Annotated in this window: 24 protein-coding genes; 11 read left to right on the top strand and 13 right to left on the bottom strand. The window is 72.7% G+C overall.

The genetic code is table 11. The annotated features are described in order from the left end of the window. Positions 1–83 precede the first annotated feature (83 nt). On the top strand, positions 84–626 hold the full coding sequence (gene def, locus NDW01_RS09385; protein ID WP_252818857.1) for a peptide deformylase: 543 nt from the start codon (positions 84–86) through the stop codon (positions 624–626). Here def and NDW01_RS09380 read toward each other — a convergent pair. Next, complete coding sequence (locus NDW01_RS09380; protein WP_252818855.1) at positions 617–835, bottom strand: GntR family transcriptional regulator; 219 nt, start codon at positions 833–835, stop codon at positions 617–619. The two genes, def and NDW01_RS09380, sit on opposite strands and share 10 nt — an antisense overlap. Before the next feature lie 46 nt (positions 836–881). Between NDW01_RS09380 and NDW01_RS09375 the strand changes: the two genes are divergently transcribed. Then, a complete protein-coding gene (locus tag NDW01_RS09375) occupies positions 882–1,688 on the top strand; it encodes a hypothetical protein (RefSeq protein ID WP_252818853.1) in 807 nt (268 codons plus the stop codon). Positions 1,689–1,787: 99 nt separating this feature from the next. Here NDW01_RS09375 and serC read toward each other — a convergent pair whose 3' ends face one another. From serC to NDW01_RS09360, 3 genes are all read right to left on the bottom strand, one after another. Then, positions 1,788–2,894 (bottom strand): phosphoserine transaminase, encoded by a 1,107-nt coding sequence (serC, locus tag NDW01_RS09370; protein WP_252818851.1) that lies wholly within the window; start codon positions 2,892–2,894, stop codon positions 1,788–1,790. Positions 2,895–2,979: 85 nt separating this feature from the next. Next, the gene (locus NDW01_RS09365) at positions 2,980–3,261 is read right to left on the bottom strand and encodes a hypothetical protein (RefSeq protein WP_252818849.1); all 282 of its coding nucleotides are present in this window, start codon (positions 3,259–3,261) and stop codon (positions 2,980–2,982) included. A 73-nt stretch (positions 3,262–3,334) separates the two neighbouring features. After that, complete coding sequence (locus NDW01_RS09360) at positions 3,335–4,441, bottom strand: citrate synthase 2 (RefSeq protein ID WP_252818847.1); 1,107 nt, start codon at positions 4,439–4,441, stop codon at positions 3,335–3,337. A 175-nt stretch (positions 4,442–4,616) separates the two neighbouring features. On the opposite strand from NDW01_RS09360, the gene pdxH reads away from it, so the two are divergent. The 3 genes from pdxH to NDW01_RS09345 all read left to right on the top strand — a co-directional run bounded on the left by pdxH (position 4,617) and on the right by NDW01_RS09345 (position 8,021). Continuing rightward, positions 4,617–5,273 (top strand): pyridoxamine 5'-phosphate oxidase, encoded by a 657-nt coding sequence (gene pdxH, locus NDW01_RS09355; protein ID WP_252818845.1) that lies wholly within the window; start codon positions 4,617–4,619, stop codon positions 5,271–5,273. Continuing rightward, entirely contained in the window at positions 5,270–6,595 is a 1,326-nt protein-coding gene (locus tag NDW01_RS09350; protein WP_252818843.1) for an MFS transporter, read from the top strand. Before pdxH ends, NDW01_RS09350 begins: the two co-directional genes overlap by 4 nt. A 154-nt stretch (positions 6,596–6,749) precedes the next feature. Beyond that, positions 6,750–8,021, top strand: coding sequence for an FG-GAP repeat domain-containing protein (locus NDW01_RS09345; RefSeq protein WP_252818841.1), 1,272 nt, complete (start codon positions 6,750–6,752; stop codon positions 8,019–8,021). A gap of 121 nt (positions 8,022–8,142) precedes the next feature. On the opposite strand, the gene NDW01_RS09340 is transcribed toward NDW01_RS09345, so the two are convergent. Beyond that, a complete protein-coding gene (locus NDW01_RS09340; RefSeq protein WP_252818839.1) occupies positions 8,143–8,790 on the bottom strand; it encodes a UdgX family uracil-DNA binding protein in 648 nt (215 codons plus the stop codon). A gap of 162 nt (positions 8,791–8,952) precedes the next feature. On the opposite strand from NDW01_RS09340, the gene NDW01_RS09335 reads away from it, so the two are divergent. Then, positions 8,953–9,672 carry a metal-dependent transcriptional regulator gene (locus tag NDW01_RS09335; RefSeq protein ID WP_256511206.1) on the top strand — a complete coding sequence of 240 codons (720 nt, stop codon included), beginning with the start codon at positions 8,953–8,955 and terminating at the stop codon, positions 9,670–9,672. Between the two features lie 99 nt (positions 9,673–9,771). Continuing rightward, entirely contained in the window at positions 9,772–12,009 is a 2,238-nt protein-coding gene (locus NDW01_RS09330; RefSeq protein WP_252818837.1) for a SpoIIE family protein phosphatase, read from the top strand. A gap of 49 nt (positions 12,010–12,058) precedes the next feature. Here the strand turns inward: NDW01_RS09330 and NDW01_RS09325 are convergent, their stop codons facing one another. Together NDW01_RS09325 and NDW01_RS09320 are read right to left on the bottom strand one after the other, a co-directional pair. Further along, positions 12,059–13,252, bottom strand: coding sequence for a hypothetical protein (locus NDW01_RS09325; RefSeq protein ID WP_252818835.1), 1,194 nt, complete (start codon positions 13,250–13,252; stop codon positions 12,059–12,061). Beyond that, positions 13,245–13,802, bottom strand: a complete 558-nt coding sequence (locus tag NDW01_RS09320) for an RNA polymerase sigma factor (protein ID WP_252818833.1) — start codon at positions 13,800–13,802, stop codon at positions 13,245–13,247. The genes NDW01_RS09325 and NDW01_RS09320 overlap by 8 nt, the downstream gene beginning before the upstream one ends. 90 nt (positions 13,803–13,892) lie before the next feature. Between NDW01_RS09320 and NDW01_RS09315 the strand changes: the two genes are divergently transcribed. Then, the gene (locus NDW01_RS09315) at positions 13,893–14,894 is read left to right on the top strand and encodes a zinc-binding alcohol dehydrogenase family protein (RefSeq protein WP_252818831.1); all 1,002 of its coding nucleotides are present in this window, start codon (positions 13,893–13,895) and stop codon (positions 14,892–14,894) included. Here the strand turns inward: NDW01_RS09315 and NDW01_RS09310 are convergent. Together NDW01_RS09310 and NDW01_RS09305 are read right to left on the bottom strand one after the other, a co-directional pair. Then, complete coding sequence (locus NDW01_RS09310) at positions 14,891–15,490, bottom strand: class I SAM-dependent methyltransferase (RefSeq protein ID WP_252818829.1); 600 nt, start codon at positions 15,488–15,490, stop codon at positions 14,891–14,893. The two genes, NDW01_RS09315 and NDW01_RS09310, sit on opposite strands and share 4 nt — an antisense overlap. Before the next feature lie 74 nt (positions 15,491–15,564). Beyond that, positions 15,565–15,732 carry a hypothetical protein gene (locus NDW01_RS09305; protein ID WP_252818827.1) on the bottom strand — a complete coding sequence of 56 codons (168 nt, stop codon included), beginning with the start codon at positions 15,730–15,732 and terminating at the stop codon, positions 15,565–15,567. 135 nt (positions 15,733–15,867) lie between these two features. Here NDW01_RS09305 and NDW01_RS09300 point away from each other — a divergent pair, with 135 nt between their 5' ends. Then, positions 15,868–16,446, top strand: coding sequence for a DUF4142 domain-containing protein (locus tag NDW01_RS09300; protein ID WP_252818825.1), 579 nt, complete (start codon positions 15,868–15,870; stop codon positions 16,444–16,446). A gap of 97 nt (positions 16,447–16,543) precedes the next feature. On the opposite strand, the gene NDW01_RS09295 is transcribed toward NDW01_RS09300, so the two are convergent. Both NDW01_RS09295 and NDW01_RS09290 read right to left on the bottom strand, forming a co-directional pair. Then, positions 16,544–17,686 (bottom strand): FUSC family protein, encoded by a 1,143-nt coding sequence (locus NDW01_RS09295; RefSeq protein WP_252818823.1) that lies wholly within the window; start codon positions 17,684–17,686, stop codon positions 16,544–16,546. Between the two features lie 95 nt (positions 17,687–17,781). Next, positions 17,782–18,777, bottom strand: a complete 996-nt coding sequence (locus NDW01_RS09290) for an MFS transporter (protein WP_252818822.1) — start codon at positions 18,775–18,777, stop codon at positions 17,782–17,784. Between the two features lie 95 nt (positions 18,778–18,872). On the opposite strand from NDW01_RS09290, the gene NDW01_RS09285 reads away from it, so the two are divergent. Next, positions 18,873–19,688, top strand: a complete 816-nt coding sequence (locus NDW01_RS09285; RefSeq protein WP_252818820.1) for a helix-turn-helix transcriptional regulator — start codon at positions 18,873–18,875, stop codon at positions 19,686–19,688. 49 nt (positions 19,689–19,737) lie between these two features. On the opposite strand, the gene NDW01_RS09280 is transcribed toward NDW01_RS09285, so the two are convergent. Then, positions 19,738–20,727 carry a quinone oxidoreductase family protein gene (locus tag NDW01_RS09280; protein WP_252818818.1) on the bottom strand — a complete coding sequence of 330 codons (990 nt, stop codon included), beginning with the start codon at positions 20,725–20,727 and terminating at the stop codon, positions 19,738–19,740. 61 nt (positions 20,728–20,788) lie between these two features. Here NDW01_RS09280 and NDW01_RS09275 point away from each other — a divergent pair, with 61 nt between their 5' ends. Beyond that, complete coding sequence (locus NDW01_RS09275) at positions 20,789–21,166, top strand: ArsR/SmtB family transcription factor (protein WP_252818816.1); 378 nt, start codon at positions 20,789–20,791, stop codon at positions 21,164–21,166. Here the strand turns inward: NDW01_RS09275 and soxR are convergent. Beyond that, positions 21,154–21,669: a redox-sensitive transcriptional activator SoxR gene (soxR, locus tag NDW01_RS09270; protein WP_252818814.1), complete on the bottom strand. Its 516-nt coding sequence runs from the start codon at positions 21,667–21,669 to the stop codon at positions 21,154–21,156. The genes NDW01_RS09275 and soxR overlap by 13 nt on opposite strands. Between the last annotated feature and the right edge of the window lie 103 nt (positions 21,670–21,772).

The raw sequence follows: 21,772 nt of genomic DNA, 5'->3' as shown, positions 1-21,772 counted from the left end.
AGACGGTCGAGCTGTGGCGCCTCTCGCAGGGGAAGATCGACGACTCCACGGACGGTTTCGTCCCCCGATGAAAGACTCAACGCATGACCGTTCAGCCTGTCCGCCTGTTCGACGACCCGATCCTCCGCAAACCGGCGACGCCCGTCGTCGACTTCGACGCGGAGCTGCGTACGCTGGTCGCCGACCTGACGGAGACGATGCACGAGAACAACGGGGCCGGACTCGCGGCTCCGCAGATCGGCGTGAGCCTGCGCGTCTTCACGTTCCACGAGAGCCTCGCCGAGGGCCAGCTCGGCCACCTGGTCAATCCGGTCCTGGAGTTCCCCGATGAGGAGGAGCAGGACGGTCCGGAAGGCTGCCTGTCGATCCCCGGGATCCATTTCGATACGAAACGCCGGATGAACGTGGTCGCCAAGGGCTACACGGTTCACGGCGATCCCGTGCAGATCGTCGGCTCGGGCATGCTCGCCCGCTGCGTCCAGCACGAGACCGACCACCTGGACGGCGTGTTGTTCCTCGACCGCGCCGACCCCGAGCGACGTGCACGGATGCTGCAGGCGCTTCGTTCGTCCGGATGGTTCGACGAGGACCAGCCGCCCGTCATCAAGATCGATCCTCACGGCTGAAACGCGGCGGCCGGGTTCGGGGGCCAGTCGGCCGGTGGCCTGACATAGGTCCCCTTGCCGGGAACCGTTCCCAGATACCCGACCCGTTCCAGGTGCGACAGTGCCCGATGGACGGCCCGCCGGTCGGTCCGCAGGATCGGGGCCAACAGCAGCCGCCCGTCGCGATCGGCCCCGCACACCACGGTCTGCCGCAGCCCGGGACTCAGCACCGCCGCGCGGTGTGAGGCGCTGCCGTGGTGGGCGGCGCGGTTACGAGTGGAACGCGAGCGGCGCGGGTGGAACAAGCCCGAGATGGCGCGCCGGCTGCTCAAGGCCACCGGCCGGCCGTATCCGCCCGTGACCTCCCTCGTCCGGCAGATCCTCGGCTGGGAGAAGGGCGAGCACTTCCCCCGCGACTGGACCGCGGCCTACGCCACGGCGTTCGACACGACCGAAGAGGAGCTGTTCCGGCCTCCGCCGGATTTGGGTCTGGCCGGGTGGGGCGACGGCGGCGCAGGCTCGGAGGGGAGGGAGGTGGATGCCACGAAGCGCCGCGACGCACTCCGCCTCGGCCTGGCCGCGTCGGTGGTGCCCGCCGCGATGGCGGCGGTGCTGGGGGAGGCCGCGGGTGAGGCGATGGAGTTCACCCGGTTCGCCGGGGCATCCGCGGTCGGTGCCGGGACGTTCGAGCACCTCCAGGCGGCCGGGGCCGCCATCGACCGGTCCTACACGAGCGAGCCGCCCGCCGAGGTCTTCGCGGTCGCCCGCGCGTACCGGGCCCGCGTACACGAGCTGATCCGGGGCCCGCACACGCTCAAGGAGGGTCGTGAGCTGTACGTCTGGGCGGCCTGGCTGTCCGAGCTGCTCGCCTGGCTCGCCCACGACCTGGGCCATCCCCTGACCGCCGAGGCGTACGCGATCGATTCGTTCGAGCACGCCGACCAGGCCGGCCACGACGAACTGTGCGCCTGGGCCGCCGACGCCCTCGCCTCCATCGCCACCTACACCGACCGCCCCGACCACGCCGTCGCCGCCGCCCGAAAGGGCATCACCCGAGCCCCCGACACCCACCCCATCGAGTGAACGCCAGTGATCTACGGGACTGACGTGCGCCCCCACCTCCCCTCGGGCGGGGTCGGTTGAGGTGGACGGCACAGGTGTGGCGTCGAGGCCATTCCCTCGTCAGAGGCGCTCGACGACGTGGTCGATGCAGGCGGTGAGGGCCTCGACGTCGTCGGGGTCGATCGCCGGGTACATCGCGATGCGCAGCTGGTTGCGGCCCAGGCTGCGGTACGGCTCGGTGTCGACGATGCCGTTGGCGCGCAGGATCTTGGCGACCTCGGCGGCGTCGACGCCCTCGAAGTCGATCGTGCCGACGACGTTCGAGCGGTGGGCGGGGTCGGCGACGAACGGCGTGGTGTAGGAGGTCTTCTCCGCCCAGGTGTAGAGGCGCCGCGCGGAGTCGGCGCTGCGGCCGGTCGACCAGTCCAGGCCGCCGTGCTCCAGGAACCACTCGATCTGCTCGGCCATGAGCAGCAGGGTCGCCACCGCCGGCGTGTTGTACGTCTGGTCCTTGCGGGAGTTGGTCACCGCGACCGTCAGGTCGTAGAAGTCCGGGATGTACCGGCCGGACGCGGCGATCTCCTCGATCCGGGCGAGCGCGGCGGGGGACATCAGCGCCAGCCAGAGCCCGCCGTCGGAGGCGAAGCCCTTCTGCGGCGCGAAGTAGTAGACGTCCGTCTGGGTCACGTCGACGGGCAGGCCGGCGGCGCCGCTGGTCGCGTCGACGAGCACGAGGCCCGAGTCCGACGGCCGCTCGATCGGCATGGCGACGCCGGTGGAGGTCTCGTTGTGGGTGAGGGCGTACACGTCGACCGTGTCGTCCGCCACCGGGGACGGGCGCGACCCCGGCTCGCTCTGGAGCACCGACGGGTCGGACAGCCAGGGCGCCTTCTTCGTGACCTTGGCGAACTTGGAGGAGAACTCTCCGAAGGTGAGGTGCTGGGACCGCTCCCGTACGAGCCCGAACGCGGCGGCGTCCCAGAACGCCGTGGTGCCGCCGTTGCTCAGCACGACCTCGTAGCCGTCGGGCAGCGAGAACAGCCGCGCCAGCCCTTCGCGGACCCGCCCCACGAGGGACTTGACCGGCCGCTGCCGGTGCGAGGTGCCGAGGTAGGTCGAACCGGACTCGGCCAGGGCGGCGAGCTGCTCGAGGCGGACCTTCGACGGCCCGGAGCCGAAGCGGCCGTCGGCGGGCTTGAGGCTGTCGGGAATCACGATGTCGGTCACGTGCAGCAAGCCTAATTCAGCCCCGGCGATCCGCAGCGGACCTTTCCAGAGGTTGAGACGCCGGAACCGGCCGCTCGGGCCCGTTTCAGCGGCGGCGGAGGGCGCGGACGGCGAGGCCGAGGAGGCAGAGGACGCAGGCGGCCGAGACGGTCGCCGGGTAGAGCCACGGGCGGCCCGCTCGGTGGGCGTCCAGGGCCGCGCCGCCGGAGTCGTACGCGAGCAGGGCCAGGGCGCCGGCCATCACCCAGGCGATGATCCGCCAGGAGACCGCGTCGCGCCGCCGGGCGCGTTCGCGCCGCTCGCGTTCATAGCGCAGCAGTTCGGCGTCGCGCTCATCGGGTTCCTCATCGCGGGGACCGGTGTACACGGCCTGATCCTCCTCGGCGCCAGAACGGCCCGTGGTGCCGGGAGCATCACGGGCCGTACGGAGCGGGACTCCTTCAGCGCTTGTCCAGCACCTCCGCGGCGCCCTCGACGTCGGTGACCGGGCGGGACGCCGGGCCGACGTAGTGGGCGCTCGGACGGACCAGACGTCCGGTGCGCTTCTGCTCCAGGATGTGCGCGGCCCAGCCCGCGGTACGGGCGCAGGTGAACATGGCCGGCATCATGTGCGGCGGAACCTCGGCGAAGTCGAGGATCACCGCGGCCCAGAACTCCACGTTCGTCTCGATCGCGCGGTCGGGACGGCGCTCGCGCAGCTCGGCGAGGGCGGCGTCCTCCAGCGCCTTGGCCGCCTCGAACCGCGGGGCGTTCAGCTCCTTGGCGGTACGGCGCAGCACGCGGGCGCGCGGGTCCTCGGCGCGGTAGACGCGGTGGCCGAAGCCCATGAGGCGCTCGTGGTTGTCCAGGATGTCGGTCACGACCTTGCGGGCGTCACCGAGCTGCTCGACCTTCTCGATCATCGGCAGGACGCGTGCCGGGGCACCGCCGTGCAGCGGGCCGGACATCGCGCCGATGGCGCCGGAGATCGAGGCCGCCACGTCGGCGCCGGTGGAGGCGATGACGCGGGCGGTGAAGGTGGAGGCGTTCATGCCGTGCTCGGCCGCGGAGACCCAGTACGCGTCGATGGCCTTCACGTGCTTCGGGTCGGGCTCACCACGCCAGCGGATCATGAACCGCTCGGTGATCGTCTTACCCTCGTTCACGCGGTTCTGGGAGACCATCGGCAGGCCGAGGCCGCGGGCGCTCTGCGCCACGAACGACAGCGCGGTCACGGACGTACGGGCCAGGTCCTCGCGGGCCTGCTCGTCGCTGATGTCCAGCAGCGGGCGCATGCCGTACGCCGGAGCGATGATCGGCAGCGCGCTCTGGACGTCGACGCGGACGTCACCGGAGTGCACCGGCAGCACATGCGGCTCGGCCGGGGTCAGTCCGGGGGTGAAGCTGTTGTCGACCAGCAGCCCCCATGCGTCACCGAAGGAGACGCGGCCAACGAGATCTTCGATGTCCACTCCCCGGTACCGGAGAGCGCCGCCCTCCTTGTCCGGTTCAGCGATCTCAGTCTCGAAGGCGACCACGCCTTCGAGGCCGGGTTTGAAGTCGGACATGTTCTGTCCTGCCTTTCGTCCCCTTGATGTACAGACGCCAACTCGTAATTGAACCGCTTCATCCTCCGTGAGCCGTACCCGGGGGGGTGTGAGATGCGCAATTCTTTCCGTTTGAGCAACTCTCGCGGGAACCTTGTCTCGTCGTCCATGGTCTCTCGCGAGAGGATGTCCTGTCGTGGAGCATCTTGATGTCGCCGCCCTCCGAGAGTCGTACTCCGGTGTGGGCCTACATGCCCGCGACCTCGCGGCCGACCCGCTGACCCAGTTCGGAACCTGGTTCACCGACGCCGTCGGGGCGGGTCTGCCCGAGCCCAACGCGATGATCCTGTCCACCGTCGACGCCGACGGGAGGCCGAGCACGCGGACGGTCCTGCTGAAGGGGTACGGCCCGGAAGGGTTTCGTTTCTTCACGAACCACCGGTCCCGCAAGGCGCAGGCGATCGCCGCGGATCCCCGTGTCGCCCTGCTGTTCCCGTGGCACCCGCTGCGCCGCCAGGTGATCGTCGAGGGCGTCGCGGAGCGCCTGTCGCGGGAGGAGTCGGAGGAGTACTTCCAGACCCGCCCGCACGGTTCGCAGCTCGGGGCCTGGGCGAGCGAGTACCAGTCCGCGGTCGTCGCCCACCGCGACGAGGTGGACAGCCGGTTCGCCGAACTGGCCGCGCGCTGGCCGGACGAGGTGCCCATGCCGGACTTCTGGGGCGGCTACCGGGTCCTCCCGGCGACCGTGGAGTTCTGGCAGGGGCGGACGAACCGCCTACATGACCGACTCCGCTATCGTCGCGCCCACCCGAACGAAACGGGCGAATGGGTCATCGAGAGACTTAGGCCGTGAGTCCGAACCCCGATCCCCCCTCTTCTGAGCTCGACTCCGTGACCGAGGACGCCTCTTCGCCGGCGCCGCAATCCGCCCCGGCCCCGGGCCTTCGCGGGCTGGCGCGGCGCGCGGCGATCGACACGCGTCCCCTGAGCGACCCGTCGTTCCGGCGGCTGTGGCTCGGGCAGGCCGTCTCGTTCACCGGCTTCCAGCTGACCTCGGTGGCGATCTCCGTTCAGGTGTACGCCCTGACGAAGTCCTCGCTGTGGGTGGGACTCCTCGGTCCGGCCAACCTCGTACCGCTGATCGTCTTCGGACTCTGGGGCGGGGCGGTCGCCGACGCCATGGACCGCCGGCGGCTGCTCGTCCTTGCGTCGCTCGTCACGTGGGCGGCCACGCTGGGCCTGCTGATCCAGGCGATGCTCCACGCCGGGAACGTTCCACTGATCATCGGGCTGGTCGTCGTCCAGTCGGTCGGATTCGCGATCACCTCGCCGACCCGTGGCGCCGTGATCCCGCGTCTGCTGCCGGTCACGCTCGTCCCGGCGGCCAACACCCTCAACTTCACCGCGTCCCAGACCGCGACCTTCATCGGCCCCGTGCTGGCCGGTGTCGTGATCGGGAACAACCGGTACGCGCTGGCGTACGGCATCGACGCCGTGCTCTTCACGGTCGGGCTGTACGCCGCGATCCGCCTGCCGGCCATGCCGCCCCTCGGCGACAGGTCCGACCGTCCGGGACTGCGCTCGGTCTTCGAGGGCCTGCGGTTCCTCGGCACCCGGCCGGTGCTGATGATGTCGTTCGTCGTCGACATCATCGCGATGGGCGTGGCCATGCCACGGGCGCTGTTCCCGGAGGTCGCCGACACCCGCTTCAGCGGTGAGCAGGCCGTCGGCTGGCTGGTCGCGGCCATCGCCGTGGGCGCCGTCGTCGGCGGCCTGCTGTCCGGCTGGATCGGCCGCATCCGGCGCCAGGGCGTCGCCCTGATCGCCGTCATCGCGGCCTGGGGACTCGCCGTGGCGGCGGCCGGGCTCGCGCACTCGCTGTGGCTCGCCCTGCTGTTCCTCGCCCTCGGCGGCGCGGCCGACCTCGTGTCGTCGGTGTTCCGGCAGACGATCCTGCAGACATACGCCCCGGACGAGATGCGCGGCCGCCTGCAGGGGGTGTTCACGGTCGTGGTCGCGGGCGGCCCCCGGCTGGGCGACCTGCGCGCCGGGGCCGTGGGCGCCGCGGTCGGCGCGACCGCGTCCTGGGTCGGTGGCGGCATCGCCTGCGCGATCCTCGTCGTCCTGGTCGGGCTGGCCGTTCCGTCCTTCCTCCGCTACACCACCGACGGATAGTCGGAAGACCGCTGCCCGGAGAGGATTCGCCGAGACCCGACTCGCCGGGATGGAGAGGACTCGCCGCGGCGGGGCGTTGCCCGGGAGCGATCGGCCCACTACCGTTCGCACCGCCTAAGTGATCTTCCGACCCGCCCGGAACCGAGGTCTCTTCATGCAGCGACGCATGCGAGCGGCGTTGACGCTCGCCCTGATCGGCCTGCCCGCGGCGCTCGGCGCGGCTCCCGCCCGTGCCGCCGTCCGTACACCCGGAGTCGCCGACCTCGACGGTGACGGGTACGGCGACCTGGTGATCGGGGCCCCGGCCGCGAGCGGTGGCGGCCGGGTGACGGTCGTGTACGGCTCACGGAACGGCGTCGACCTCGGACGTCACCGGGTCCTCGCGCCGCTCCGGTCCGGAGGGGCGTTCGGGACGGCCGTCGCGACCGCGGACTTCGACGGCGACGGCCGTACGGACCTGGCCGTGGGCGCGCCGGGCCGCGGCACGATCGAGATCTTCGGCGGGAGCACGTCGGGCCTGAGCCGCCGGGCCGTCCTGACGCCGGGAGGCGGGGCCGGCCGGGCCCTGGCGGTCGGCGACGTCGACCACGATGGGCGTCCCGACCTCCTGGTGGCGGGCGACTCCGCGCTCCTGGTCATCGACTTCGTCACCGGCGTCCCGACGGTCGTCGCCACCGTCAAGGGCCGGACCGCCCGCCGGGTCGCGATCGCGGCCGGGGACGTGAACGGCGACGGGTACGCCGATGCGGCTTGGAACGCCGACGGCGTCCTCCGCATCCTCCATGGATCGAGGACCGGCCTGCGGGCGGTGTCCGGAACGGCGAGCGTCGGGTCCACCGGCGGCCTGGCCATCGCCGACGTCGACGGAGATCGCCGCGGCGACGTGGTCGCGGGCGACCCCGGCGGCGCCCACGGCGGGCTCGTGAAGATCTACCCGGACGGTGACCTGCGGCATCCCCGGGCCTACGGGCAGGACTCCAAGGGCGTGCCCGGCAAGGGGGAGAAGGGGGACGAGTTCGGCGCGGCGGTCGTCGCGCGCGACCGGGACGGCGACGGGCGCGCCGAGGTGGTCGTCGGCGCCCCCGGCGAGGCCATCGGGAAGCGCCGGAACGCCGGGGCCGTGACCGTCCTGCACGGCGACGCCCACTGGAACCTCGGCGCGGGCTCCTCGTCGTTCAGCCAGGACACCGAGGGCGTGCCGGGCGTCGCGGAGACCGGCGACCGGTACGGCGCCGCGCTGTCCCTGGCCGACCTCGACGGCGACACGCGGCTCGACCTCGCCGTCGGCACCCCCGGCGAGAACGACGGAGACGGCGGTGTATCGATCTACCCCGGGCAGGGGATCGCGGGCATGACGGTGTTCGGCGGGAGATCCGCCGGACTGTCCGCCGCCACGGCCGCCTTCGGCGCCTCCCTGTCGGGCTGATCCCGCCCTGCCGGGGCGCCTGGGCCGTCGCCCCTGCCGGGCTGACGGGGCTGCCGGGCCGACGGGGCTGCCGGGCCGACGGGGCTGCCGGCCCTGCCGGGCTGACTCCGCCCCGGGGGGATCAGTGCAGGACCTGCGCGGCGACCTTCAGGTCCGAGACCAGGCCCGCGAACGCCGCGTCGCGGTCGTCGGCGCGCAGGACGGCCGACGGGTGGACGGTCGCGACGTAGAAGCCGTTCTGCGTGGCCGACTCGTCGTCCAGCGGCGGGCGCGGGATCAACTGCCCGCGCTGCTTCGTCACCCGGAACGAGGGGCCCAGCAGCGCCTTGCCGGCCGTCGCGCCGAGAACGACGATCACCTCCGGGTCGATGATCCGCAACTCGGAGGTCAGCCACGGCTTGCACGCCGTGATGTGGGTGGCGTCGGGCGTCTGGTGGATGCGGCGCTTCCCGGGCCCGGACTGGCTGTATCTGAAATGTTTCACCGAGTTGGTGACATATGCATCGCCCCGCTCGATGCCCGCCTCGGCCAGCGCCTTGTCCAGCAGCCGGCCGGCCGGGCCCACGAACGGCGCGCCCTGCCGGTCCTCCTGGTCGCCGGGCTGCTCGCCGACCAGCACGACCCGCGCGGCCGCGGTGCCCGATCCGAGCACCGCCTGGGTGGCGTTCTCGTACAGGTCACAGCCCCGGCAGTCCTGGACGGCGCGTCGCAGCCCGTCGAGGTCCGCCCCTGCCGGGACGTACTGCTCGGCTCCCTCGAAACGTGTCATGGCGCGCTCAATCTACCCATGGCGCGAGGCCCGAATCCGTCGGGGAAGACCAGGTCCGCGCGGAACGTTCATAACAAAAGAGTAGGAGGATCGCCCCCCGCCGTCCTCGGTTCCCCAACCGTCGCTGATCCGCCGTAGCATGGGGCGAGACTGGAGGAAGCCTTGACCGCACACGGCTTGATCGACACCACGGAGATGTACCTCCGGACGATCTTCGAGCTCGAAGAGGAGGGCATCGTCCCTCTTCGCGCGCGTATCGCCGAGCGGTTGTCGCAGAGCGGTCCGACGGTCAGCCAGACGGTCGCGCGGATGGAGCGCGACGGCCTGTTGAAGGTCGAGGGCGACCGCCACCTGGAGCTCACCGACACCGGCCGTTCGCTGGCCGTCCGGGTCATGCGCAAGCACCGCCTCGCCGAATGCCTCCTGGTGAACGTCATCGGCCTGCCCTGGGAGGACGTCCACGTCGAGGCGTGCCGCTGGGAGCACGTGATGTCGGAGGAGGTCGAGCGGCGCCTGGTCGCCCTGCTCGACGGCCCGTCGACGTGCCCGCACGGCAACCCGATCCCCGGCCTGGCCGAGCTCGGCGCCGACATCGACATCGAGGCGTGGGCGGAACCGCGGACCGCGGAGCCGCTGGCACTGATGACCGAGGTCGCCACCGCGACGGGGGTGCCCGTGGTCGTCCAGCGGATCAGCGAGCAGGTGCAGGGCGATCGCGCGCTGATGCTCAGGCTCAAGGAGATCGGGATTCAACCGGGACGAGAGGTGACGCTTGCGGCCGCCGATGAGGGTATTCGAGTGACGTGTGACGACACCGCCGACAGCCGCTCCACCGAGATTCCGCGCCGTGTCGCCTCTCACGTCTTCGTCTCGAAGCGCTGAGTTGCCGGTTCGACGTATCCCGGCGCGGCATTCGTCGTTCAATAGTCCGGGGGGACCACATCCGGGGGGCCGAGTGATCGATCGCAAGGTGACAGGCCCATGAAGCGCAGGGGTGATCCGCCCATCGACGCTCTCCTGCCGCCGAAGACCGTCCTGGACGCCGTCGAGATGGCGGTCATCGTCTGTGACCGTTTCGGCAACGTCCTGTACACCAACGCCTTCACCGAGACGCTGCTCGGATTCGGCGGCCCGGAGTACATCGGCCGGTCGTGGCTGTCGCTCGGCGTCGCCGAGGAGGACCACGAGCAGGCCAAGGACCTGGCGCGGCGGGTGCTGCGCGGCGCGGTGTGGGAGGGGACCTTCTGCAACGTCCGGGCCGACGGCAGCACCATCTACACCCGCGCGTACGCCGTGCCCCTGCGCCACCCCTCGGGCGGCATCGAGGGCCTCGTCATCTTCGGCCGGGAGGCGCTGCGCAGCAACCAGCGCGACCAGGAGCGCTACGGCCTGCTGGAGCGGGTCGGCGAGCGGCTGGCCGCCTCGCTGGAGCTGCCGCAGACGCTGCGGCGTGTCGCCGACACGCTCGTCCCGCAGTTCGCGGACCACTGCTTCATCGACCTGTTCAGCGGGGACACGCTCGTACGCCGGGTGTCGCGGCACGCCGCCGACTGGATCCCGCCGGCGGGCACCTGGGCGGATGTCGGCGAGACGGTGGAGTACCCGCCCGGCCACTTCAACGCCAAGGCCATGACCCGGCGGGACGCGGTGCTGGTCGAGGACGTCATCGCCGACTACATGAAGGCGCCCACCCCGGCGAGCAAGCGGCTCGCCGAGGAGATCGGCATAACGTCGATCATCTCCGCTCCGCTGCTCGCGCGCGGCGAGCTGCTGGGCGTGATGAGCCTGGCGCTGTCCGGTGTCACCGTACGGCCCGATCCGCACTATGACGGGTTCGACCGCGACCTCATCGGCGCCATCGCGAGCCGGGTCGCGCTCGCGATCGACAACGCGATGCTGTTCGAGGAGGAGCGGGAGACCGCCCTGGCGTTCCAGAAGCACCTCCTGCCGGGCGACCGGCCGCCGAGCCCCGACGGGCTGGAGATCGCCTGGCGCTATGAGCCGGCCCGCCCCCTGGAGTCGCACGGGCAGGGCATCCAGACGCAGGTCGGCGGCGACTGGTACGACGTGATCCCGCTGTCGGCGGGCCGGGTCGGCCTGGTCATCGGCGACGTCGAGGGCCGCGGCGCCCGCGCCGCCGCCGTCATGGGGCAGCTGCGGGCGGCGCTGCGCGCGTTCGCGCAGGACGACAAGCCGCCGGCCGACATCCTCGCCAAGCTGGACGAATGGGTGCGCACCATGAGCACCCCGGTCCGCTCGGGCGCGACCGAGGCCGAGAGCGAGGGATCGCAGACCCCGCTGGTCTCCGTCACCTACTTCGTGTACGACGCGTGGTCCCGGACCCTGTCCTTCGCGAACGCCGGCCACCAGCCGCCGCTGCTCGTCCTCGACGGCGAGGTGGGGGAGCTGGAGGCCACCGGCCGGGGCGCCATGCTCGGCGTCCGCCAGCCGGGCGTGGGCGGTGAGATCCGGTACGAGGAGGAGACCCGTGAGCTCCCGCCCGGCAGCACGCTTGTCCTCTACACCGACGGCCTGATCGAGCGCCGGCCGAAGGAGGACGGCGAGTACCACAGCCGCGAGGAGGCGCGCGAGCTGCTGTACGAGGCCGTCCGCAAGGCCGCGCGCGGCGGCGTCGAGGCGGTCGCCAACGCGGCGTACGAGGCGGTGCCCGGCGACATCGACGACGACGTGGCCATCGTGGTGGTGCGCACCGCGCCGACCCGGCTGAGCTTCGAGGAGCGCACGTTCCCCGCCGAGCCGATCATGGTCTCCGAGGCGCGCCGGCTGGCCGCCGAGACGTTCGCCGACTGGGGGATGCTGGACGAGCAGTCCGAGCTCGCCTGCCTGCTGGTCTCCGAGGTCGTCACGAACGTCGTGCTGCACGCCGCCAACACCCCGGCCCCGCGGCGCGAGTTCGTGCTGGAGGGCGCGCTGGGCCTCGACGGCCCCGGCGGGCTAGACGACGCCTGGGACCTGCCCGACCTGACCCGCCGCGAGCCGGCGACGAAGGACTTCACCCTCCGGCTGCGGCGCGGGCAGAGGGCCGTCTGGGTCGAGGTGATGGACAAGGACATGCGGCTGCCCCGCATCAGGAGCGCGGGGGAGACCGACGAGGGCGGCCGCGGCCTCTACCTCGTCGACCAGCTCGCCGCCCGCTGGGGCTCCCGGCCCACCAACGACGGCAAGGCCGTCTGGTTCGAGATCCCCCTGAAGTCCTGACCCGCCTCGGGGCCGGAGGCCGCTCCGGTCGGCCGCCGGCCCCTGGCTCCTAGGGGCGGCCGAACGGGAGGTCGGCCGGCGGCTTCGGCGCGGTGTCCGTCCAACCCGCCGAGCGGATGACCGAGTAGTTGATGATGAAGCCCGGCCTCATCTCCGCGTACGGGCCGCCGGGCGTGGTCAGCTCCTCCTGCCGGCCCAGCAGCGCGCCCGTCCGCTCATCGAAGATGGCCACGGAGCGGGAGCGGTAGGTCCCCCGCACGGCCTTCGGCGCGCCGTACTCGCCGGTGACCGTCACGGGGCTGTAGTCGGTGGCCAGCGCGACGCCCGGGCGGCCGAGCGCGTCGGTGTCGTGGCCGATCGAGTGGATGCCCGGCTGGTCGGCCAGCGCCCGCATCAGGCCCGCCCGGACCTTCGAGGGGAGCGGAGCCCGCAAGAGCCGCGACACCCTCGCGAGCGCGGCCGTGGGCGGCACCCGCAAGGACTTCAGGCGACGCGCCATCTCCGGAGTGACCCCTACGCCCGGCCGGACGCCCACCATCGCTCTGCTCATCGCCTTCTGGCTCAGGAACCTCTTGGCGAGCTCGTCCGGGTCGGCCGGCAGGTTCTGCAGGTCCCGCACCGTCAGGCCGCCCGGGAGCGGCCCGGCGAAGCGGCTGTCCTCGTCGTCCAGGTGCCACTTCGTCACCCGGTCGGTGCGGTAGGTCCAGTAGTGGTCGGACGACCAGACGCGGATGTCCGACGGCGACCCGGCCTTGCGCCACAGCGCCGTGTCCCGCGCGGTCGTCGGCCGGGCCGGGAGCTCACGGCTGTAGAACGCGTTCCCGGCGCCGGACTTCGTCCCCCACCAGTCGAACCCCTCGGTGAGCGCACCGGTGATCGCGTAGGTTCCGGTCTTCGCGCGGATGACATAGGACTGGCCGAGCACGTCGTCGGAGTGCCAGTAGTTCCCGATCGGCTGCTGTGCGGCCTTCTCCACCGCCGCCAGGAACGCGCTCCTGCCGTCCAGCGTCACCGTACGGCCCGGCGCGGGCGTGTTCCCCCCGACGGACGTGTCCCCCCCGGCGAGGGTGATCGCGACGGTCGCGGCCGTGCCCGCCGCGACGACGCCGCCCAGTCCCCACCACAGCCGGGAGGGCGTACGGCGCGGCGGCCTGGCCAGGAGTGCCTTCGCCCGGGCGATCTCCCGGGCGGTGGGCGGAGCGGGCTCGGGGTAGGCGTCCCGGACCATCCGCACCTCATCCATGTTGTTCCTCCAGAGTGAGCATCGGATCGGTCCCGCCCAGCGCCTTGCGCAGCTTGGTTCGGGCACGGTTCAGCCGGGAGCCGACCGTGCCATAGGAGATCCCCAGGGCCGCCGCGACCTCGTCGTGGCTGAGATCGGCCAGGGCGACGAGCAGCAGCACGTCGCGCTGCCCGCGCGGCAGCGCCGCGATCGCCCCGGCGAGCTCGCCCCGCAGGCCCTCGGCGCTGACCCGCGCGTCGGTCCGGTCGGTGTGCTCCTCGGCGTCGCGGCCGGGGCCGAGGCGGGCGAGCGCACGCAACGCGCGGGTCTCGGTCCGCTGGTGCCTGCCGACCACCTTGGTGGCGATGCCGAACAGCCAGGTGCGCACGCTCCCCCGAGCCGGGTCGTAGCGCCGGCGATGCCGGAACGCCTCCAGGAACGTCTGCGCCGCGACGTCGGCGGCGGCGTCCGGACCGAGCCGCTTCGCCGCGTACCGGTGGATCTCGGCGAAGTGGGCGTCGAAGACCTCGTCGAAACGCTCGGCCGGGTCGGGCGGGGGGTCCCCTGTCATCTGGTGCCTTTCAATGGCGCGGATGGCGGTCACTGGGTATCACCCGCGACCGGCGCCCGCTTTCCCGACGACGAGACCTAGGGTGGAGGGGTGCTGGCGTGGGAGGTCCGCGAGCCCGGGCCGATCGGTACCGGGCCGCTGCGGGCGGTCGACCGGCCGGTGCCCGAGCCGGGGCCCGGAGAGGTGCTGCTGCGCGTACGCGCCTGCGGCGTGTGCCGGACCGACCTGCACGTCGCCGAGGGTGACCTGCCGCCGCACCTGCCCGGGGTGACCCCCGGGCACGAGATCGTCGGTGAGGTCGTCACGCCGGGGGCCCGGTTCGCCGCGGGGGACCGGGCCGGCGTCGCGTGGCTGCGCGGGACCTGCGGCATGTGCGCCTACTGCCGGCGCGGCGACGAGAACCTCTGCCCCCACTCGACCTACACCGGCTGGGACGCGCACGGCGGATACGCCGAGTTCGCGATCGCCCCCGAGGCGTACCTCTATCCGCTGCCCGGCGACCGGCCCGACGCGGAGCTCGCGCCGCTGCTGTGCGCGGGGATCATCGGGTACCGCGCGCTGCGCAGCGCCGCGCTCCCGCCGGCCGGCCGGCTCGGCATCTGGGGGTTCGGCGGGTCGGCGCACCTGGCCGCGCAGGTCGCCATCGCCCAGGGCGCCGTGGTCCACGTGTTCACGCGGGCGGCGGCGGCCCGGACGCTCGCCCTGGAACTCGGCGCGGCGTCGGCGCAGGACTCGTTCGACCCGGCTCCGGAGCCCCTCGACTCGGCGATCATCTTCGCGCCCGCCGGGGAGCTCGTCCCGGCCGCCCTCGAACGCCTCGACCGGGGCGGCACCCTCGCGATCGCCGGCATCCACCTCTCCGACGTCCCGGCGCTGAACTACCAGGCCCACCTGTTCCAGGAACGCCGGCTCCGCAGCGTCACCGCGAACACCCGAGCGGACGGCGAGGAGTTCCTCCGGCTCGCCGACCGGCTCGGACTGAAGGTCACCGTGACGCCCTATCCGTTGGCCGAGGCGGACCGCGCCCTGGCGGACCTGGCCGGCGACCGGGTCAACGGCGCGGCGGTGCTGCTCCCGCCCGACCCCCGTTAAGCGGGCTCGGCCGCGACGTACGCCCACGACTGGGTGAACCACAGCTCCCGGCCGATCAGGCGGGGGCGGGCGCCGGTCTTCGGCCCGCCGTCGAGCTCGGCGGTCAGCTCCGCGCGGAGGTCGTCACCGCCGTCCGACTCGGCGAGCCACGGCTCGACCGGCCGTTCGATCGTGAAGACGTCGAGACGGCGCGTCTCCCCGCCGGCCTCGCGGACCAGCTCCACGAGCTCGTCGAACGTGCGCGTCGTCGTGCGGTCGGGGTCGCGGACGCGTTCGACGCGGCCGCTGTCGCCGGCCCGGGTCCGTACGACGTCGGCGACGACGAGCCGTCCAGTGCAGACGCCGAGGAGCCGCCGGATCACGGCGACGGGGTCGGCGTCCGGCGTCGGGGTCAGGCGGGCGGTGATGAGCGTGAACGGCCCCTCGGGCACGGACACGGCGTCCGCGCTGGTCATCTCGCGCACCCACGGGCCGAGGAGGCCGGAGGTGCCGCAGCCGACGTCGAGACAGGTGTCGTCCGGGCGGGGCTCGGCGAAGTCCACGAGTCTGCGCAGATGACAGGCGGTCTCGCTGGCGTGCGCGCTGACTTGCGGCATCGATCGTCTCCCGGCAGAAGAGTGCTTCGTACGCGATATGACGCCTCAGCGGCACCGTCGGTTCAGTGTCGGCGCTATTTCCCGGCCCGCTGCCCCCACACCATGAGTACCACGATCACGAAGATGACCATGAGCCCGATCAGGCGGTCACGGGACATGCCGAGCCCGACCCGCTTCGCGACGCGGCTGACGATGAACGCCAGCAGGATCGCCAACAGTATGAGCGTTACGACCCCACTCACGCTTTTCTCCTCCGGTCCGACCCGCGCCCAGCGTAACCCGGCGGAAGCCTCTGCTGCATGACGCCGGCCATCAGGGGGTAGGGTGCGAGGACAACTACCGAGGGTGACATGGCGACTACCGACAGGGGGCACTCAATGCAGCGTCATCCGTACCTGCTCGCGCTATCGGCGGCGGCCGTCCTCGCCGCGGCGGGCGCGGCATGCGGCGCCGGGGGCGCGCAGCCGTCGGGGGTGACGGCCTCGCCGACGGTCTCTCCGACGGCCTCGCCGGCCCCGGGGAGACTGTCCGAGCAGGACCGCACCTGGCTGGCCGACATCCACCAGGCGAACCTCGCGGAGGTCGAGGCCGGCGGGCTGGCCCAGAAGAAGGGCGCCACGAAGGCCGTGCGCGACGCGGGCCGGAAGCTGGCGACGGACCACACCCACCTCGATCGGAAGGTCGTCGCCACCGCCCGGCGGCTCGGCGTCTCCCTGCCGTCGACGCCCGCGCCCGCCGACACGAACGCGGCGGACCGGATGCGCAACGAATCGGGCAAGACCTTCGACCAGGACTTCCTCAGCACGATGATCAGCGGGCACGAGGGCGCGATCGCGAAGACCAAGAAGCAGATCTCCCAGGGGTCCTCGCCCGAGGTCGTCGCCCTCGCCAAGCAGACGCTTCCCCATCTGCAGGACCACCTCGCCATGCTGCGGAAGGCCCAGTCGTCCGGCTGACCCGGTCGCGGCCGCCGGACTGACGCCGATCGCGGTCGTCCAGCCGACCCGGGCGCGATCGTACGGCCGACCTGCGCGTGGTCGTCCGGCCACGCGGTCACCGGTTCGCCTCGGCGGGAGTGGACTCGGAGGCGAGCAGGTCGTCGAGCGCGGTGAGGAGCCGGTCGATCGGGATGCACAGGGCCTCGTCGGCCGACCCGCCGCCCGCGCCGGACCGGCGGGCGCGCAGCCGTTCCCGCAGCCGCTCGTCCGCCTCCCGCAGGGCGTCGTCCCCGGCCGGCGGCGGCCAGGGCGTCTCGAAGTGACGGCACCGGAACGCCCGTACGCTGTCGGCGCAGTGGTCGAGCACGTCGCAGTACAGCGCGACGAGCTCCCGGTCGGGGTCGGGCATCCCGGCCTCGAAGGCGTCCACGAGCGTGCGCTGCAGGCTCGCCGTCCGCTTGGCGACGACCTCCAGCGGCAGGAGGGCGGGTGCCGGGTCCGGGTCCTCCGCCCGCCGTCGGCGGGGATTCAGCCACAGACTCTCCCTGCCCCGCTCGATCGCCGCCCAGGCGTCCTCGGCGTGCGCGACGGTCCGCTCGGCCTTGCGGAGCCACTCGCCGGCCGTGTCCGCCTGCCAGGTCTCCCGGAGCGCGGCGGCCGCGCCGTTCAGCAGCTCGGCGAGCTCGTCGGCGAAGGACTCGATGGTCCGGCGGGCGCCGCGCAGGTGGACCGGCGGCACGATGAGGGCGTTCACGCCAACGCCGACGAGCGTGCCCAGCCCGGTCTCCAGCAGCCGGGAGACGAGCTGATGCGCGGACGGAGCGCCCGAGGTGAGCACCAGGATCGCGGTCGTGGCCGCGTAGATGCCCTGGTCGCCGAACCCGCGCCAGTACGCCAGCGGCATGATCACCACGAGCACGATCGCCAGCGTCAGGGTCCGGTCGCCGACCAGCAGGTAGGCGCCCGTGGCGGCGAGCAGGCCGACGACGACGGCGACGAGCTGCTGCACGCCCTTGACGATCGAGCGGTAGACGGTCGCGTTCACCATCACGAGCGCGACCCAGGGGGCGAGGCAGGCCAGCGGCGCGTCGAGCCACAGGGCGGCGATCACCCAGGCGAGCAGCGCGGCCCCGGCCGCCTTGAGGGACTGCACGACGACGTCCCGCTCCCGTCCGGGGTGACGCGCGGCGCTCTCGGCGGAGCGCAGCAGTCTTCGGGGCTGGGGACGCGGCCATGGGGCGGGGGGAGTTCGACGCATCTTCCGCCTCGTGCCCGGATCAGGCGGGTGTTTAACCTGTGACCTGCGGTGCCGCGGCGGTCATCGGTGCCTGGCGGGCAGGGCGAGGAGCAGGATCAGGCCGACGAGGACCAGAACCAGCCCGAAGACGCTCCGGTCGCGAACGCGTGGTCCCACCCCCGTGGCACCGCACGGAAGACCACGACGCCGATCAGGGCGACGCCCACCGACCCGCCGACCTGCTGGGCGGTGGACAGCACTCCCGAGGCGGTCCCGACGTGCTCTTCGCGCACGCCGAGCGTGAACGGGCGGTCCCGGAACAGCCGCAGGTCGACCAGCGGCTCGCGCACCCGGCCTTCGACGACGGCGAAGGCGGCGAGCGCGAGCGGCGCGGCGGCCAGGCAGAGCCAGGTCCACAGCGGCCAGCCGAGCTGCCGGCCTTCGATCAGGGGCAGCACAAGGAGCACCAGCGCGCCGCTGAGCAGGGCCACGCCGGGCCGGTCGACCCGGCCGGCCGTGGCCGCGCGCGACTCCGGGATCAGCAGCCGCGCGGCCAGGAGGACCGCCGCTCCGAGGGGCAGGTTCACCAGGAAGACGGCGCGCCAGGGCAGCGCCTGCAGCATCACCCCGCCGACCACCTGCCCGGCCACGGAGGCCAGGCCCAGCACCGCGCCCATGACCGCGAACGGCCGGTCCCGCCGGTCCGGCGGGAACAGCACCTGCACCAGCGAGAACGCCTGCGGCAGCGCCAGCGCGGAGCCGACACCCTGGACGAGCCGGGCGGCCACCAGGAGACCGGCGTCCGGGGCGAGGCCGCTCGCGACCGACGCGACGGTGAAGACGGCGACGCCCGCGCAGAACACCCGCCGCCGGCCGTACCGGTCGCCGAGCCGCCCGCCGGTGACGAGCGTGACGGCGTACGTGAGCTGGAAGCCGGCGAGCACCAGCTGACCGACGGCCGGGGAGGCGTGCAGGGCGCGCTGGATCGCCGGCACCGCGACCAGGACCTTGAACAGGTCGCTGATCGTGAGGAAGACGCCCGCGTACGCCGCGATCAGCGCGGGCCACGGCCGGATCCGCGATCGGCCGGGGGCTTGTGTGAGGACTGTCATGCCCCCACGATGAGGGAGTCGTTAAACGGGTACCAGATGTGCTTCATCCTGGTATAAGAACTACTGCCCATCGCGCCGCCCATTAAGGAGGGCCCATGCCCAGCCGTGATGAGCTCGCCGCGTTCCTCCGGTTCCGCCGCGAGCGACTGACGCCCGAGGACGTCGGCCTGCCCGCCGGAGGGCGGCGCCGCACGCCCGGGTTGCGCCGCGAGGAGGTCGCCACCCTCGCCGGCGTCAGCACGACCTGGTACACCTGGCTCGAGCAGGCGCGCGACGTCACGCCCAGCCGCCAGGTGCTCGACGCGCTCGCCCGCACGCTGCAGATGTCCCCGGCCGAGCACGACTACCTGTTCACCCTGGCCGGCCGGCCGCCCACGCCGACGGCCGAGAAGGCCGACGTTCACCCGACGATGCGGGCGTTCGTCGACTCACTCGACCCGCACCCGGCCTACATCGCCAACGAGACCTGGGACGTCCTCGCCTACAACCGCGCGCAGGCCGCACTGATCACCGAGTACGACGACCTGCCGCCGGAGCAGCGCAACGTGATCTGGCTGATGTTCAACGCCCCCGAGATGCGGACCCGCATCGTCGACTGGGCGGCCGACGCGCGCGCGATGGTGGCCAAGTTCCGTGCGACCGCCGCCGAGCAGGCCGGCAACCCGCGGTTGCGGGCGCTCACCGACGACCTCGTGGAGAACAGCCCGGAGTTCCGCGAGCTGTGGGGCGGCCACGACGTCCGCGGCCACGCCCCGGCCCGCAAGCGCATCGCCCATCCGACCGCCGGCCTGATCGAGCTGGACTACGTCAAGCTCGAATGCGTCGGCCGCCCCGGCCAGCTCCTCACCGCCCACCTCCCCGCCGACGCCGCCTCCGCCGCCAAACTGAAAAGCCTCGTCCAGGGCTCCTGACCGCGTACGGCGCGATGGCGGCCGCTCGGCGCCTTCGCGGCGGGCCCGCTCAGGATCCGGCCACCCGTACGACGTACTTGCCGGTGCCACGTCCCTCGGCCAGCCGCTGGTGGATCTCCGGGACCTCGGCGAGCGAGCCGACCTCGGTGACGGGGACCGTCAGCCGGCCGTCCGCGATCAGGTCGAGGAGACGGCGCAGGGCCCTCGCCACGCGTTCCGGCGCGGTGACCGCCAGGGAGCTGATGCTGAACCCGGCGACGGCGATGTTGCCGGCGCGCAGCCGCTGCAGGTCGGGCAGCGGGGCGGCCTGACCGCCGCCCGCGTTGCCGAACAGCACGATGCGCCCGCCGGGCGCGGTGACGGCCAGGTCGGTCTCCAGCAGCGCGGTGCCCTGGGGGTCCAGGACGACGTCCACCGCGCCGCCGGACGCGCGGATCGCCTCCGCCACGTCGCCGTCCCGGGAGACCACGACGTCGTAGCCGCTCTCCTTCGCCGCGGCGACCTTGTCGGCGCGGCCGACGGTGCCGATCAGGCGCCCGCCGCCCAGCGCGGGCACCAGCCGAGCCACCGCCCCGCCCACACCACCGCTCGCGGAGTGCACCAGCACGGTCTCGCCGGGGCTGAACCGGGCGGCGTCGGTGAGCAGGAGCAGGGCGGTCGTGAGCATCAGCGGAGTCGCCGCCGCGACGGCCGACGGCACCGCGTCCGGGATCGGGACGGTGAGCGCCGCCGGCGCGAGGGCGACCTCGGCCAGGCCGCCGGCCCCGGGCGTGAACGCCGCGACCCGCTGTCCAACGACCAGGCCCGACACGTCCTCGCCCACCTCGCGCACCGTCCCGGCGACCTCCTTGCCCGGCGTGTGCGGCCACGCGGAGACGTAGCCGGCGTCGCCGCGCCGGGCCATCACGTCGAGGAAGTTGATCCCGGCGTGGGTCACGTCGATCGTCACCTCGCCGGGGCCGGGACGCGGCGCCTCGACCTCCCGAACCTCGGTACGGTCCGGTCCCTCCGATGGCGCGGTCATCACCAGAGCACGCATGACGTCTCCTCTTCGACTTTCGACGTTCGTCGTACGACGAAAGTCGTATCACGGTTGTACGATGATTGTCGAAAGAGAGGTCATCGCCATGCCCCGATCGCAGCGTCGCGTGCTCATCCACCCCGACATCGCCGAGATCGACCTGCTGGACGTCCTGCACGCCTTGTCGGATCCCACGCGCATGACGATCGTCCGGACGCTGCGCGCCGATCCCGAGCGGGCCTGCGGGACGTTCCCCGTGGACGTCGCGCCGTCGACGCTCACCCACCACTTCCGCGTGCTCCGCGAGGCCGGCGTGATCCGTCAGCGCGAGGACGGCAACCGGCGCTGGACCACCCTGCGCATCGACGACCTCGACGCCCGGTTTCCCGGCGTGCTCGACGCCCTCGTCACCGCGTACGAGCGGCAACTCGAAGCGCCGGCGCCTCAGCCGCAGTGATCCCCGTCGCAGACGTCCGGCTCGGCGACGGACGCCGCCTGCGCCGCCGTCTCGTTGAGCAGCCGCCGGGGACCGGGACCCTGCTCGCCGAGCCGGTCGTACGGGTTCGACAGGCGGCACCGGCTCAGCGACAGGCAGCCGCAGCCGACACAGTCGGTCAGGTCGTCGCGCAGCCGCTGCAACTGCTCGATGCGGGCGTCGAGCTCACTCCGCCAGGAGGCGGAGAGCGCGGCCCAGTCCTTCCGGGTCGGCGTCCGCTCGTCCGGGAGCCGAGACAGGGCGTCGCGGATCTGGTTCAGCGGGATGCCGACGCGCTGGGAGACCCGGATGAACGCCACGCGCCGCAGCACGTCGCGCGTGTAACGGCGCTGGTTGCCCGCGGTGCGGCGACTGCGAATCAGGCCCTTGGCCTCGTAGAAGCGCAGCGCGGAGACCGCGACCCCGCTCCGCGTCGCGACCTGGCCGACGGTGAGTTCGCAGGCGTCCCAGCGAGGCTGTCCCATGCGCGCCACTCTAGAACCTCGACATTGGTTCAGGTCCAGGTCGCTGCGGCCGGACGACGCGGAGCGCCGAGGATCCTGGTGCCCGGGACGACGAGAGGTCTCG

It is taken from the genome of Actinoallomurus soli, assembly GCF_024055715.1.
GTDB classification, from domain to species: domain Bacteria; phylum Actinomycetota; class Actinomycetes; order Streptosporangiales; family Streptosporangiaceae; genus Actinoallomurus; species Actinoallomurus soli.
The sequence above is the reverse complement of the archived record's forward strand: the minus strand, read 5'-3'. Positions and strand labels throughout refer to the sequence as shown.

Excerpts from the sequence above, each read along its gene's own strand:
- NDW01_RS09340 (WP_252818839.1), bottom strand. The coding sequence starts at position 8,790 with ATGACACGTTTCGAGGGAGCCGAGCAGTACGTCCCGGCAGGGGCGGAC.
- NDW01_RS09345 (WP_252818841.1), top strand. The coding sequence starts at position 6,750 with ATGCAGCGACGCATGCGAGCGGCGTTGACGCTCGCCCTGATCGGCCTG.
- NDW01_RS09295 (WP_252818823.1), bottom strand. The coding sequence starts at position 17,686 with ATGCGTCGAACTCCCCCCGCCCCATGGCCGCGTCCCCAGCCCCGAAGA.
- NDW01_RS09360 (WP_252818847.1), bottom strand. The coding sequence starts at position 4,441 with ATGTCCGACTTCAAACCCGGCCTCGAAGGCGTGGTCGCCTTCGAGACT.
- NDW01_RS09330 (WP_252818837.1), top strand. The coding sequence starts at position 9,772 with ATGAAGCGCAGGGGTGATCCGCCCATCGACGCTCTCCTGCCGCCGAAG.
- def (WP_252818857.1), top strand. The coding sequence starts at position 84 with ATGACCGTTCAGCCTGTCCGCCTGTTCGACGACCCGATCCTCCGCAAA.
- NDW01_RS09325 (WP_252818835.1), bottom strand. The coding sequence starts at position 13,252 with ATGGATGAGGTGCGGATGGTCCGGGACGCCTACCCCGAGCCCGCTCCG.
- soxR (WP_252818814.1), bottom strand. The coding sequence starts at position 21,669 with ATGGGACAGCCTCGCTGGGACGCCTGCGAACTCACCGTCGGCCAGGTC.
- NDW01_RS09285 (WP_252818820.1), top strand. The coding sequence starts at position 18,873 with ATGCCCAGCCGTGATGAGCTCGCCGCGTTCCTCCGGTTCCGCCGCGAG.
- NDW01_RS09300 (WP_252818825.1), top strand. The coding sequence starts at position 15,868 with ATGCAGCGTCATCCGTACCTGCTCGCGCTATCGGCGGCGGCCGTCCTC.
- NDW01_RS09310 (WP_252818829.1), bottom strand. The coding sequence starts at position 15,490 with ATGCCGCAAGTCAGCGCGCACGCCAGCGAGACCGCCTGTCATCTGCGC.
- NDW01_RS09290 (WP_252818822.1), bottom strand. The coding sequence starts at position 18,777 with ATGACAGTCCTCACACAAGCCCCCGGCCGATCGCGGATCCGGCCGTGG.
- NDW01_RS09275 (WP_252818816.1), top strand. The coding sequence starts at position 20,789 with ATGATTGTCGAAAGAGAGGTCATCGCCATGCCCCGATCGCAGCGTCGC.
- NDW01_RS09280 (WP_252818818.1), bottom strand. The coding sequence starts at position 20,727 with ATGCGTGCTCTGGTGATGACCGCGCCATCGGAGGGACCGGACCGTACC.
- NDW01_RS09320 (WP_252818833.1), bottom strand. The coding sequence starts at position 13,802 with ATGACAGGGGACCCCCCGCCCGACCCGGCCGAGCGTTTCGACGAGGTC.